The sequence below is a fragment of the Sphingomonas paucimobilis NBRC 13935 genome, assembly GCF_000739895.2.
Classification (GTDB): Bacteria; Pseudomonadota; Alphaproteobacteria; order Sphingomonadales; family Sphingomonadaceae; genus Sphingomonas; species Sphingomonas paucimobilis.
Genome location: NZ_BBJS01000059.1, coordinates 31614 through 44520, shown reverse-complemented (window position 1 = coordinate 44520; position 12907 = coordinate 31614). Strand labels below are relative to the sequence as shown.

Sequence of the window (12907 nt, the reverse complement as noted above, 5' to 3'; positions counted from 1 at the left end):
TAGGAAGCCGCCGCCTCGATCGCCTTGGCTTCGGCGTTCACCCCGTCCCCGCGCAGCGCCGCCAGAAACAGCTCGCACCACCAGAAGACATCCTCACGCCGGACATTGTCGATCAGGCTTTCCCAGCGCCGGATGCGCTCGTCGCGTGGCATGGTCAGCGCCTGGACGATCGCGTCGGACATTTCCTCGGCACTGTACGGGTTGATGAGGACCGCGTCCTTCAACTGCTCGGCCGCGCCCGCAAAGCGCGACAGGATCAGTACGCCGGGGTCCTCCGGGTCCTGCGCCGCGACATATTCCTTGGCGACCAGGTTCATCCCGTCGCGAAGCGGCGTGACCAATCCGATCCGTGCCGCGCGATAGATTCCCGCCAGCACGGGTCGCGGAAACCCCTTGTTGACGTAGCGGATCGGCACCCAGTCGATATCGGCATATTCGCCATTGATCCGCCCCGACAGCGAATCGAGATTGGCGCGGATCTCCTGATAGGTGTTCACCTTCTCGCGGCTGGGCGGTGCGATCTGGAGCATATAGACGAGGCCCCGTCGCTCCGGATTGGACGCCAGGAAGCGCTCATAGCCCAGGAAACGCTCGGTCAGCCCTTTGGAATAATCCAGCCGGTCGACGCCGACGATCAGGCTACGGCCCGTCGCAGACATATACATGCGTTCGCGTGCGAAGCGGGCGTCATGGCCGCTCGCGGCTTCCTCGAATTCCTTGGTCTCGATGCCGATCGGCGCGCGGATCGCCTGGATCGTGCGGCCGTTCCACGTCACCGCGCCATTCTCGCCGAGCGTGCCGCCCAATTCCTTGGTCACATAGTCACGGAAGCTGTCGAGCCAGTCCTCGGTATGAAAGCCGACCACGTCATAGGCGAAGAGCGACTCGACCAGCTTGCGATGGCTGGGCAGCGACATCAGCAGCCGGACCGGCGGCCAGGGGATGTGGAGGAAGAAGCCGATCCGGTTCTTGAACCCCCGCTTACGCAGATCGCGGCCCAGCGGGATCAGGTGATAGTCGTGGACCCAGACCAGATCGTCGGGTTCGATCAGCGGCTGGACCGTCTCCGCGAAGCGATCATTAACACGAGCATAGCCGGAGTCGAAATCGCGCTCAAACTCGGTCAGGTCGATGCGATAGTGGAAGAGCGGCCACAGCGTCCGGTTGGCGTAACCGTTATAATATTCGTCGATATCCTGCTCTTCCAGGTCGATGGTCGCGGTGGTGACGCCGCCGCCCTGCTGGAAGTTGATATGGCCGGTGAATTCCTCGGTGGTCTCCCCCGACCAGCCGAACCAGATGCCGCCTTGGTCGCGTAGGGCCGCCAGAAGTGCGACCGCCAGCCCGCCCTGATTTCCGCCCGGCCCGGAGGTGGGCGGCTGGACCCGGTTCGAGATGACGATCAGGCGACTCATCGCACGGCACTCCATGGTTTACTCAGCAGGACGGCGCAGTTGATCAGGCCGACCAGCGAATAGGTTTGCGGATAATTCCCCCACAGCTCACCCGTATTCGGGTCGATATCCTCGGACAGAAGCCCGGCGGGGGTGCAGCGCGCCACCATCTCCTCGAACAGCGCGCGGGCGTCGGCATGACGCCCGGTGACATATAACGCTTCGATCAGCCAAAAAGTGCAGACATTGAAGGCGGTATGCGGAAGGCCGAAGTCATCCTCGGTCGCATAGCGCAGCATATGGCTGCCCCGGCGCAGGCCCTTTTCGACCGCGTCAAGCGTCGAGCGGAAGCGGGGATCGTCGGGCGACAGGAAGCGCAGATCGAGCAACTGGATGATGCTGGCGTCGAGGTCATCGCCGCCGAAGGTCGCCGACATGCGCTGCGTTTCGGGGCGCCACGCGGCCTGCTCGATCGTCTCGCGCATCAGGTCGGCGCGCTCCTGCCAGAAGGCACGCCGCTCCTCCAGACCCAGCGCCTGCGCGGCATTGGCCAGCCGGTCGCACGCCGCCCAGCACATGGCGGCGGAATAGGTGTGGACATGGCTCTTGGTGCGCAATTCCCAGAGACCCGCATCGGGCTGGTCGTACTTGGCCCAGGCGCGCTCGCCGACGCGTTCGAGCGAGTGGAAATCCTCGACACCCGACATGCGGAACAGGCGGGTGTCGAAAAAGGCCTGCACGTCGGACAGCACGATCTGGCCGTACGCGTCATGCTGGATCTGCTCATAGGCCTGGTTGCCGACGCGAACCGGCCCCATGGCGCGGTAGCCGGGCAGTTTTTCCTCGACGCGCTCGACCAGGGTCGCTTCGCCGCCGACACCATAGAGGGGCTGGATATGTCCGCCCTTGGCCGCATCGACGATGTTGCGGAGATATTCGAGATACCCCTCCAGCACATCCAGCGCACCCAGTCGGTTGAGCGCCTGTACCGTATAATAGGCGTCGCGAATCCAGCAGTAGCGATAGTCCCAATTGCGCCCCGAATCGGCATGTTCGGGCAGCGAGGTGGTCAGCGCCGCGACGATCGCGCCGGTTTCCTCATGCTGGCAGAGCTTCAGCGTGATCGCGGCGCGGATGACGACGGCCTGCCACTCGACCGGCGTGGCGAGCCCGCGCACCCAGTGATGCCATTCATGCGTCGTGCGCTCCAGCATGGCGCGACTGGCCTCGCTCAGCACGCCGGCGAAGCTCTCGTCCGGGCCGAGGAACATATGGATGGGCCGTTCGAGCCGGAACCATTGTTCGGCCGTGATATGGCCGACCGGCGCGTCGGTGGTCAGCCGCAGCGTCTGCTGCGTCATCAGATAACGGATATGGTTCGACCCCTGGGTCCGTTCGGTCGGGCTGCCCCAGTCGGTCGCGACGCGAAGCGCGATGCGGATACGCGGGGAGCCGATCGGCCGGACGATCCGCACATAGCTGGTCGGGCGATAGACGCGCCCCTCGCGCGAGAAGCGGGGGCAGAAATCGGTGATCTCGATGCCGTTGCCCCGGTCGTCCATATGCGTGGTGACGAGGATGGGGGTGTTGCGTAAGTAACCTTGCGTGGTCGAGACCCGGTCCTCCAGATCGATCGACCAATATCCCGTCTCCGGCTCGCCATCGCCCAGCAGCGCACAGAAGGCCGGGTCGCCATCGACACGCGGCACGCAGCCCCAGACGAACCGCCCGGTCGAGTCGATCAGCGCCGAGACTTGGCAATTGCCGATCGGCCAGAGGTTCAGATCCTGTTGCATTATTCTGCATTCTCCAGCGCTTGGGCGAGCCATTCATGAACGGCGGCGACATCGGGCAGGCGGTAACGGGCGGCGGTCTGACGCATCGGGCCGACCAGCACGCCCGCCCCGCCCAGCGCGGCGGCGGCGGCGAAGCCGTCCTCGTCGGTCACGTCGTCGCCGAAGAAGATGGGCACGGTGCCCTGCATGGCGGGGCTTTCCATCAGCGCCTCGATCGCCTGGCCCTTGTCGCCGGGCAGGCGGACCTCGACCATCATCTTGCCGGGTTGAAGGGTCAGGCCATGGCGCTCGGCGATCGCGGCGGCCTCGCGCAGGGCGAGCGGTTCGGCATCCGGATTGCGGCGATAGTGGAGGCCGGCGCCGAAGCTCTTGGTCTCAAAATACAGATCATTCTCTTGCGCCACCGCGCGCATTTCGTCGGTGGCGGTGGCGAGATGCTCGGGTTTTTCGGGCTGGCTATGGCCGTCCTCGGGGCTGCGGCGCTCCGCGCCGTGGCTGCCGGCCAGCGTGAAATGCTCGGCCTGCGGACCGAACAGCGCATCGAGCTGCGCGATCGAGCGGCCGCTGACGATGGCGAGGCGGCCGGGCATATGCGCGGCCAGCGCATCCAGCCGGTCGGCGAGTTCGGTGCTGACATGCACCCCTTCGGGATTGTCGGCGAGGTCGACCAGCGTGCCGTCGAAGTCGAGGAACAGGCTGTCGGTGGGAGACAGGCGGGGCGGGGGTGGGGGCAGGTCGGCCGACATGGGCGAAAGCATAGCGGATGCGGACATGCCGAGTGAACCCATCCCCGCCGCTGGCGTTCCGCTGCGCTGCCGAAATGATTACAGTTCCCATCCTCCCCGGCACGGGGAGGGGGACCAGCGAAGCTGGTGGAGGGGGCGTTCCGCGAGGGACGTCCTATGTGGAAGCCCCCCTTCGTCAGCGCTCCGCGCTGCCCCCTCCCGGTGCCGGGGAGGATAAAGGAAGGGGCCGGCGATCGCTCGCCAGCCCCCTTTTTCCAAATTGGAAACCGGTTCTCAGTAAACCCGCTTCTTCGGCTTGATATACTCGATATCGTCGGTCAGCGTGTAATCATGCACCGGGCGATAGTCGATTTCGACCCCGCCGCCCTGGCCGCCCCAGCCGTCGAAGGTCGCGACGGTGTGCTTCATCCAGTTGGCGTCGTCGCGATCGGGGAAGTCCTCGTTCACGTGCGCGCCGCGGCTTTCCTTGCGGTTCAGCGCCGATTCCATCGTCACGACCGCCTGGCTGATCAGATTGTCCAACTCCAGCGTCTCGACCAGATCGGTGTTCCAGATCAGCGAGCGATCCTTGATGCCGATGTCCTTCATCCGGTTATAGGTGGCGCGGATCATCTGGCGGCCTTCGGTCAGCAGCTCGTCGGTGCGGAACACGGCGCAGTGGCGCTGCATCGTCTTCTGCATCTCGCTGCGGACCTGCGCGGTGGTCGAGCCACCGGCGGCATTGCGGAAGTGATCCAGACGGCTGAGCGCCAGCTCTTCCGAACCGGCAGGCAGCGGCGCGTGCGGCGTGCCGGGCTTCAGCGTGTCCTTGATGCGCAGGCCGGTCGCGCGGCCGAACACGACGAGGTCGATCAGCGAGTTGGAGCCCAGACGGTTCGCACCGTGCACCGACACGCAGGCCGCTTCGCCGACCGCAAACAGGCCGGGGACGACCGAGTCCGGGTTGCCGTCCTTCAGTCGGACGACCTCGCCGTGATAGTTGGTCGGAATACCGCCCATATTATAGTGGACGGTCGGCGTGACGGGCAGCGGCTGGCGGGTCAGGTCGACACCGGCAAAGATCTTGCCGGTCTCGGTGATGCCGGGCAGGCGCTCGGCCAGCACCTTCGGGTCGATATGGTCGAGGTGGAGGTAGATATGATCCCCCTCCTTGCCGACGCCGCGCCCTTCGCGAATCTCCATCGCCATCGAACGCGACACGACGTCGCGGCTGGCGAGGTCCTTCGCCGACGGCGCGTAACGCTCCATGAAGCGCTCGCCCTCGGAGTTGGTCAGATAGCCGCCTTCACCACGCGCACCCTCGGTGATGAGGACGCCCGCGCCGTAGATGCCGGTCGGGTGGAACTGCACGAACTCCATGTCCTGGAGCGGGAGCCCTGCGCGCAGCACCATGCCGCCGCCGTCACCCGTGCAGGTGTGCGCCGAGGTGGCCGAGAAATAGCAGCGGCCATAGCCGCCGGTCGCCAGCACGACATTGTGCGCGCGGAACCGGTGGATCGAGCCGTCTTCCATGCACAAAGCGATCACGCCGCGGCAATTGCCCTGCTCGTCCATGATCAGGTCGAGCGCGAAATATTCGATGAAGAAGTCGGCGTCATACTTCAGCGACTGCTGGTACAGCGCGTGCAGCATGGCGTGGCCGGTACGGTCGGCGGCGGCGCAGGTGCGCTGCGCAGGGGGGCCTTCGCCCATATTCTGCATCATGCCGCCGAACGGGCGCTGATAGATCTTGCCCTCTTCGGTGCGGCTGAACGGCACGCCGGCGTGCTCCAGCTCGTACACGGCGGCGGGCGCCTCGCGACACAGATATTCGATCGCGTCCTGGTCGCCCAGCCAGTCCGACCCCTTGACGGTGTCGTACATGTGCCAGGTCCAGTGGTCGGGACCCATGTTGCCCAGCGACGCAGCGATGCCGCCCTGCGCGGCGACGGTGTGGCTGCGCGTCGGGAACACCTTGGTGATGCAGGCGGTCTTCAGACCCGCCTCGGCGATGCCCATGGTGGCGCGCAGGCCCGAGCCGCCCGCACCCACGACGACGGCGTCATAGGTATGGTCGATGATCTTGTAGGCGGCAGCGGACATTATGCAGCGGCTCCGAAGGCGATCTTGAGGATCGAGAAGATGGCGACGGCGGCGATCGTGAAGACGAACAGGTTCATGACGACGAGCAGCGCGACCCGGTTCTGGTCCTGCTCATAATCCTCGATCACGACCTGCAGGCCGAGGCGCATATGATAGAAGATCGAGGCGACCAGCATCACCATCGGGATGGCGGCCCAGGGATTGGCCAGCCACAGCCGCATCGCGGCATAGTCATAGGACGGCTGGCGCAGGATCGAGATCAGCAGCCAGACGACCAGCAGGAAGTTCGACCCCGCCGTCAGGCGCTGGTTGAGCCAATGATGGGTGCCCGACTTGGCCGAGCCCAGGCCGCGCACGCGGCCGATCGCGGTTCCGGAACGCATCACTTGATCCCCAGATAGAGCCAGAAGGCCACCGTCATCACGACGGCGAAGACGATGGTGGCTTGCGCCTGACGCTTGTTCGACTTCAGCTCGAAGCCCGCGCCGACATCCATGAACAGGTGGCGGATGCCGTTGGCCAGATGCTGGAACAGGCAGGCGGTCAGGCCGATGCCGACGACATAGCCGATGATGTTGAGACGGCCCGACTGGACGGTGAAGACGTCGCGGAAGGTCGCATAGCTTTCCGGGCCCCCGGCGATCGCCGCGAGGAACCAGACGAGAAGCGCCGCACCCACGGTCGCCATGCCCGTGCCGGTGGCGCGGTGCAGGATGGAGACCAGCATGTTGGGGCCCCATTTCCAGATCTGGAGATGCGGGGAGAGCGGGCGTGCGGTGTTGCGGGCGGCCAAGGGCAGATCCTCGAACAGTCTAAGGTCGGGCTGGTTTGCGGATACGCCTATGGTGAAGACGCCGACAGGATGCAAGCCGCGAGGCGATTTTGCGACGCGCCCGGCGCCAGGGCGGTCAAAGCCTTTGTGCGATCCCAACGCGGCTAACGCGCCCTTAACGCTTGTCGCGCCAGAGTCGCGGGCGTCCAGTTCCGGTGTGCCTGAATCGGGGAGCCCCAATTTGAAGTCCGACCTGCCATCGTCCACGATCATCACCGCCGAGATCGATCTCGACGCCCGGATTCGCGCCTTTGACGGCGGGGACGGATCGCTCATTCGGATCTCGGCCGAACTATGGCCACTGATCGAACCGCGCGCGGACGAGGTGATCGAAGCCTATTGGCAGCATTGGCGCGCCGCCAATCCGCATCAGCCCGAATGGTCGCCGCTCGACCGAGAACGGCAGCGTACCGCGGGCCGCGCCTATCTGCGCAACCGTTTCTGCCATCTGGCGGGGCGCGAGTGGGTCGAGTCGCTGGGGCGTTCGGTGGCCGCCGCTTATGCCGCGGACGTACCGCCGATGGACGTGCTGGCCATGTCCTGTGCCAGCGACCGGGCGGCACTGCGCGTTCTGTTGGAGGTCATTCCGGCTGAGGATCCTCACCGTTCGGCACTGATCGACACGCTGATGCGGCTGTTCGGGATGGAGACCGAGCTGACCGTCGAACTGTTCAGCGGCTATGAGCGCTGGACCGCCGAGCGCGAACGCGAGCGGCTGGCCGGCGATTTCCGCAACGGCATCGCCACCGTCGTCGAAAACGCCACGGTCGAGGGCCGCGATCTGCGTCGGCAGGCGCAGGATGCCTCGCTGTCGACGCGCGGTATGCTCGGCAAGTCGAGCGAGGTCGCCGCCGCCGCCGAACAATCGGCGGTCGCCATGCGCGAGGCGGCGCAGACCGCCGCCGGCCTGATCCGCGCGATCGAGGATGCCCGCGCCGAGGTCGACCAGGCCGCCGACGTCGCCAACCGTGCCGCCGAACAGGCGGGCCAGGCGGTCGGCATGTCCGAGATGCTGTCCGATCATGCCAAGTCGATCGAATCGATCCTGGGCCTGATTCGCGACATTGCCGGCCAGACCAATTTGCTGGCGCTCAACGCCACGATCGAGGCGGCACGCGCCGGCGATGCCGGTCGCGGCTTTGCCGTGGTCGCACAGGAGGTGAAGAGCCTTGCCAGCCAGACCGCACGCGCCACCGACGATATCGCGACCAAGATCGCCGCGATCCAGGCCGCGACCAAATCCACGGTCGAGACCAATGCCTCGATCAAGGCGACGGTGCATGAGGTGCAGGTTTCCGCCGAGCGCATCCGCCACGCGATGGAAGCGCAGGCGCAGACGGTGACCGCGATCACCGCCGCCGTCGACGAAACCGCGCTGGCCGCCGATTCGATGTCGCACACCATCGCCGCCATCCGCGTCGATACCGAGAATGTCGCGCAGGAGATCGATCAGGTCGGGCGCGGCTTCGAAAGTCTCGACACGCAATTGGGTGACCTGAAGACCAGCGCCAGCCAGTTCGTCGCCCGCGTCGCCGCCTGACCGGAGGGCTGGGGCCGCGCGCCCCGGTTGACGGGCCGGCGATCGACCGGCACGGCGGGCGCCATGACGACGATATTGGTAACGGGCAGCAGCCGGGGCATCGGCGCCGCCATCGCGACGGCGCTGGGCACGCTCGCCGACACGACCGTGCTGGGGCACGCCACGCACAGCGGCATCGCCGCCGACCTGGCGCAGCCGGACGCCGCCGCCCGGCTCTGGGCCGAAGCGCTCGATCGGGCGGGCGGCGTGATCGATATATTGGTCAACAATGCCGGCATCTTCGAGCCCAGCCCGCTGGAGGCCGATGACTGGTCCGCCAATTGGGCGCGGACCATGCAGGTCAACCTGACCGCCTCGGCCGAACTGTGCCGGCTGGCCGTGCTGCACTGGCAGGAACGCGGCGTCGGTGGCCGCATCGTCAACATCGCCAGCCGCGCCGCCTATCGCGGCGATAGTCCCGCGCACTGGCATTATGCCGCCTCCAAGGGGGGCATGGTCGCGATGACCAAGACCATCGCACGGGGCTATGCCGCGCAGGGCATCCTCGCCTTCGCCGTCTGCCCCGGCTTCACCATGACCGGCATGGCGGACGATTATCTGGCCAGCCGGGGCGGGGACAAGCTGCTCGCCGACATTCCACTCGGCCGCGTCGCATCGCCGGAAGAGGTTGCCGCGACCGTCCGTTTCCTGTGCACCGATGCACCCCCCTCGATGACCGGCGCCGTCCTCGACATCAATGGAGCCAGCTATGTCCGCTGACAGTTGGAAGCTGACCCTGCCCTGCACCCGCGACGAGGCGGAGGCGATCGACGCGGCCGACGACCTGGCGATCGAGGCGGTGATCATGACCACCGAAGAGGTGGAGGACGATCGCGAGCATTGGCGGCTCGACGCCTATTTCGAGGTGGAGCCGGATGCCACGACCATCGACGCGATCCGTGCGCTGGTGCCGAGCGCCGGCGACCATCCCGCCACGGTCGAGCATGTGCCTGCGCAGGACTGGGTGACGATGAGCCAGGCCGGGCTGGAGCCGTTGTCGGTCGGGCGCTTCTTCGTCCACACCGGCGACGAGACGGTGCCCGAGGGCAAGCGGGGTTTCCATATCCCGGCGGGCCGCGCCTTCGGCACCGGACATCATGAGACGACCAGCGGCTGCCTCGCCATGCTCGACGCGATGGCGGGCGAGACGGTGACCAATGCGATCGATGTGGGCACCGGCACGGGGCTGCTCGCCTTTGCGGTGCGGCATCTCTGGTCCGAGGCGATGGTGGTGGCGACCGATATCGATCCGATCGCCATCGACGTGACCGCCGACAATGCCGTGATCAACGGTGTGGATGGCGTCGCGCTGATCGTCGCCGATGGCGCGCTGGCCGATCCAATCATGGCGGCCTCGCCCTATGACCTCGTCATCGCTAATATCCTGGCCGGACCGCTGATCTCGATGGCACCCGAACTGGCCGCGATTGCCGGGCCGGAGGCGACCATGGTGCTGGCGGGCCTGTTGGAAACCCAGCGCGCCGATGTCGTCGCGGCCTATGAGGCCTGTGGCTGTGCGCTGGAGACCGTCGACCGGCGTGGCGACTGGAGCGTCCTTCGCCTGCGCGCGGGCAAGGAACGCTTCGTGCCCAATGGCCCCTTCGATCCCAAGGGCCGCGACGGCTGGGCGCTGGATATCTGAACGCCAAACCCTCTCCCGGTCTCCCGCCGCCTGCGCACAGCATTTGCCATTCCCCCGGCCTCTCGGGCATAAGCCGGCGCAAAGACTTAAGGAGAGGTCATGGCATCGACGATGGTCGAGTTGGAACGCCGCCGCGCTGCCGCGCGCGCAGGTGGTGGTGAGAAGCGTGTCGCCGCGCAACATGCCAAGGGCAAGCTGACCGCGCGCGAGCGGCTGGACGTGCTGCTCGACGAGGGCAGTTTCGAGGAGCTCGACATGTTCGTCGAGCATAACTGCGTCGATTTCGGGATGACCGAGCAGGTGGTGCCGGGCGATGGTGTCGTTACCGGATCGGGCACGATCAACGGCCGCCTGGTCTTTGTCTTCAGCCAGGATTTCACCGTCTTCGGCGGCTCGCTGTCCGAACGTCATGCGCAGAAGATCTGCAAGATCATGGACATGGCGATGAAGGTCGGTGCGCCGGTCATTGGCCTGAACGATTCGGGCGGCGCACGCATCCAGGAGGGCGTGGCCTCGCTCGGCGGCTATGCCGAGGTGTTCCAGCGCAATGTGCTGGCGAGCGGTGTGGTGCCGCAGCTTTCGCTCATCATGGGGCCGTGTGCGGGCGGGGCGGTCTATAGCCCCGCAATGACCGACTTCATCTTCATGGTGAAGGATTCGAGCTATATGTTCGTCACCGGCCCCGATGTGGTCAAGACGGTGACCAACGAGGTCGTCACCCAGGAAGCACTGGGCGGCGCGGTGACGCACACGACCAAGACCGGCGTCGCCGATGTGGCGTTCGATGATGATATCGAGGCGCTGCTCGCCGCGCGGGACTTCATCGACTTCCTGCCCGCCAACAATCGTGAGGGTGTGCCCGAGCGGCCGACCGCCGATGCCTGGGACAGACAGGAGGACAGCCTCGACACGCTGATCCCGGCCAGCGCCAACCAGCCCTATGACATGCACGAACTCCTGACCAAGGTGGTCGACGAGGGTGATTTCTTCGAGGTGCAGCCCGCCCACGGTGGCAACATCATCACCGGCTTTGGCCGGATCGAGGGGCGCACGGTCGGCTTCGTCGCCAACCAGCCGATGGTGTTGGCGGGTGTTCTCGACATCAACGCCAGTCGCAAGGCGGCGCGTTTCGTGCGCTTCTGCGATGCATTCGAGATACCGATCGTGACCTTTGTCGACGTGCCCGGCTTCCTGCCCGGCACCGCGCAGGAGCATAATGGCATCATCAAGCATGGCGCCAAACTGCTCTTCGCCTATGCCGAGGCGACGGTGCCCAAGATCACCGTCATCACCCGCAAGGCCTATGGTGGTGCCTATGACGTGATGGCGTCCAAGCATCTGCGCGGCGACCTCAACTATGCCTGGCCGACCGCCGAGATCGCGGTGATGGGTGCCAAGGGCGCGGTCGAGATCATCTTCCGGGGCAAGACGCCCGAGGAGATCGGCGAGCGGACGGCGGAATATGAGGCGCGCTTCGCCAATCCGTTCGTCGCAGCGTCGAAGGGCTTTGTCGATGAGGTGATCCAGCCGCACTCGACCCGCCGCCGGATCGCGCTGGGCCTGCGCAAGCTGCGCAACAAGGACCTGGCGAACCCCTGGAAGAAGCATGACAACCTGCCGCTCTGATACCCGCCGGGCGGCGAGCGTTGCCATGCTGGCAATGCTCGCTGCCTGTCAGCCCGCACCCGTTGCCAACCGGTCGTCGCAGGACGAAGCCATGGCCAATGCCGCCACGCCAGCGCCCGTGGCACAACCCACGGGCGTGGCCGCGCTGCCGGCGGCGCAGCAACTCGACCGGGGTTTTCGCGCGGTTTTCGGCCAGGCCAGTCCGATCACTGACAAGGACGGGATGACAGTCAAGGCCGAACGATTGCTTTGGCAGGACGGCAAGGCGGTGCTGATCACCTCTTCGACCCAGGCCGATGCCTGCCACGCCTGTGCCGGTTCGCTCGGCGTTTATTATCTCAGGCCGGAGGGCGATGGCTTCAATGTCGCAGGGCGCTTCCCGAAGGCGGTCGCCGGCAACGGTTTCGGCGCAGCGCCCGACTGGTCGGTGTCGGACAAGTTCGGCGCGGCGCCGGTGATCTATGCCGAGGCGGGCTATACCGGCCAAGGTTATAGCTGCAACAGCGCGACCCTGACCGAGCTGACACAGAGCGCGCCGCGAACGATTGCCACCGTGCCCATATATTATAGCGATCAGGGTGCTGGCGGATCGACCGATGTGACGGGCAAGATCGGCAAGGTGAATCGCGACCGGGACTTCACCGTCGACTATTCGGGCAGCGCGACGTTCCACGACTTATGGCGGCGCGGTCCCAAGGGCTACACCGTCGTCGGCGAAAGCAAGATGCAGACATGCTGAAATCCATCACGAGCCAGGATGGGGCAGGACAGGATTGGAACATATGACCCTCGGCCGCCTCAACCATATCGGCATCGCGACGCCTTCCATCGAGAAGACGATCGAAACCTATCGCTACCTGCTCGGCGCGGACGCGATCGGTGAGCCCTTCGATCTGCCGCCACAGGGCGTGCGGGTGTGCTTCATCGATGCGCCCAACACCCAGATCGAGTTGATCCAGCCACTCGACGAAACCTCGCCCATCGCCAACTTCTTGAAGAAGAACCCGGCGGGCGGGCAGCATCATCTCTGCTTCGAGGTCGCCGATATGCCCGCCGCCGTGGCGGAGCTGCAGGCCAAGGGCGCGACGTTGCTCGGCGCCCCCCGGATCGGCGCGCACGGCACGCCCGTCATATTCCTGCACCCGCGCGACATGGGCGGCGTGCTGGTCGAGTTGATGGAAACACCGGGAGACGACCATTGAGCGAAGCG

12 protein-coding genes are annotated in these 12907 nt (G+C 65.9%); 6 read left to right on the top strand and 6 right to left on the bottom strand.

Features of this window, described 5'->3' with window-relative positions; translation table 11 throughout:
* The 6 genes from SP6_RS18095 to sdhC form a co-directional block, all read right to left on the bottom strand.
* Positions 1-1415, bottom strand: a 1415-nt coding sequence (locus SP6_RS18095) for an alpha,alpha-trehalose-phosphate synthase (UDP-forming) (RefSeq protein WP_007406799.1), incomplete at its 3' end; no start/stop codon positions are given.
* Entirely contained in the window at positions 1412-3190 is a 1779-nt protein-coding gene (locus tag SP6_RS18090) for a glycoside hydrolase family 15 protein (RefSeq protein WP_007406787.1), read from the bottom strand. The genes SP6_RS18090 and SP6_RS18095, both read right to left, overlap by 4 nt.
* Positions 3190-3963 carry a trehalose-phosphatase gene (gene otsB, locus SP6_RS18085; RefSeq protein ID WP_227876578.1) on the bottom strand — a complete coding sequence of 258 codons (774 nt, stop codon included), beginning with the start codon at positions 3961-3963 and terminating at the stop codon, positions 3190-3192. The genes SP6_RS18090 and otsB overlap by 1 nt, the downstream gene beginning before the upstream one ends.
* A 246-nt stretch (positions 3964-4209) precedes the next feature.
* On the bottom strand, positions 4210-6018 hold the full coding sequence (gene sdhA / locus SP6_RS18080; protein ID WP_007406807.1) for a succinate dehydrogenase flavoprotein subunit: 1809 nt from the start codon (positions 6016-6018) through the stop codon (positions 4210-4212).
* A complete protein-coding gene (gene sdhD, locus SP6_RS18075; protein WP_007406780.1) occupies positions 6018-6401 on the bottom strand; it encodes a succinate dehydrogenase, hydrophobic membrane anchor protein in 384 nt (127 codons plus the stop codon). Before sdhD ends, sdhA begins: the two co-directional genes overlap by 1 nt.
* Positions 6401-6811, bottom strand: coding sequence for a succinate dehydrogenase, cytochrome b556 subunit (gene sdhC / locus SP6_RS21560; RefSeq protein ID WP_037569929.1), 411 nt, complete (start codon positions 6809-6811; stop codon positions 6401-6403). The genes sdhD and sdhC overlap by 1 nt, the downstream gene beginning before the upstream one ends.
* 220 nt (positions 6812-7031) lie before the next feature.
* Here sdhC and SP6_RS18065 point away from each other — a divergent pair, with 220 nt between their 5' ends.
* From SP6_RS18065 to mce, 6 genes are all read left to right on the top strand, one after another.
* A complete protein-coding gene (locus tag SP6_RS18065; protein WP_007406794.1) occupies positions 7032-8390 on the top strand; it encodes a methyl-accepting chemotaxis protein in 1359 nt (452 codons plus the stop codon).
* Positions 8391-8453: 63 nt separating this feature from the next.
* Positions 8454-9149, top strand: coding sequence for an SDR family NAD(P)-dependent oxidoreductase (locus tag SP6_RS18060; RefSeq protein WP_007406804.1), 696 nt, complete (start codon positions 8454-8456; stop codon positions 9147-9149).
* Positions 9139-10071, top strand: coding sequence for a 50S ribosomal protein L11 methyltransferase (locus SP6_RS18055; protein ID WP_007406803.1), 933 nt, complete (start codon positions 9139-9141; stop codon positions 10069-10071). The genes SP6_RS18060 and SP6_RS18055 overlap by 11 nt, the downstream gene beginning before the upstream one ends.
* Positions 10072-10170: 99 nt before the next feature.
* A complete protein-coding gene (locus tag SP6_RS18050) occupies positions 10171-11697 on the top strand; it encodes an acyl-CoA carboxylase subunit beta (RefSeq protein ID WP_037569933.1) in 1527 nt (508 codons plus the stop codon).
* Positions 11678-12436: a hypothetical protein gene (locus tag SP6_RS18045; protein ID WP_126053171.1), complete on the top strand. Its 759-nt coding sequence runs from the start codon at positions 11678-11680 to the stop codon at positions 12434-12436. Before SP6_RS18050 ends, SP6_RS18045 begins: the two co-directional genes overlap by 20 nt.
* 43 nt (positions 12437-12479) lie before the next feature.
* Positions 12480-12899, top strand: a complete 420-nt coding sequence (gene mce, locus SP6_RS18040) for a methylmalonyl-CoA epimerase (protein ID WP_007406796.1) — start codon at positions 12480-12482, stop codon at positions 12897-12899.
* The last annotated feature ends 8 nt before the right edge of the window (positions 12900-12907 follow it).

Coding starts and splice junctions, on each gene's coding strand:
- sdhA (WP_007406807.1), bottom strand. CDS start 6,018: ATGTCCGCTGCCGCCTACAAGATCATCGACCATACCTATGACGCCGTC.
- SP6_RS18045 (WP_126053171.1), top strand. CDS start 11,678: ATGACAACCTGCCGCTCTGATACCCGCCGGGCGGCGAGCGTTGCCATG.
- mce (WP_007406796.1), top strand. CDS start 12,480: ATGACCCTCGGCCGCCTCAACCATATCGGCATCGCGACGCCTTCCATC.
- SP6_RS18060 (WP_007406804.1), top strand. CDS start 8,454: ATGACGACGATATTGGTAACGGGCAGCAGCCGGGGCATCGGCGCCGCC.
- otsB (WP_227876578.1), bottom strand. CDS start 3,963: ATGTCCGCATCCGCTATGCTTTCGCCCATGTCGGCCGACCTGCCCCCA.
- sdhD (WP_007406780.1), bottom strand. CDS start 6,401: ATGCGTTCCGGAACCGCGATCGGCCGCGTGCGCGGCCTGGGCTCGGCC.
- SP6_RS18050 (WP_037569933.1), top strand. CDS start 10,171: ATGGCATCGACGATGGTCGAGTTGGAACGCCGCCGCGCTGCCGCGCGC.
- SP6_RS18055 (WP_007406803.1), top strand. CDS start 9,139: ATGTCCGCTGACAGTTGGAAGCTGACCCTGCCCTGCACCCGCGACGAG.
- SP6_RS18090 (WP_007406787.1), bottom strand. CDS start 3,190: ATGCAACAGGATCTGAACCTCTGGCCGATCGGCAATTGCCAAGTCTCG.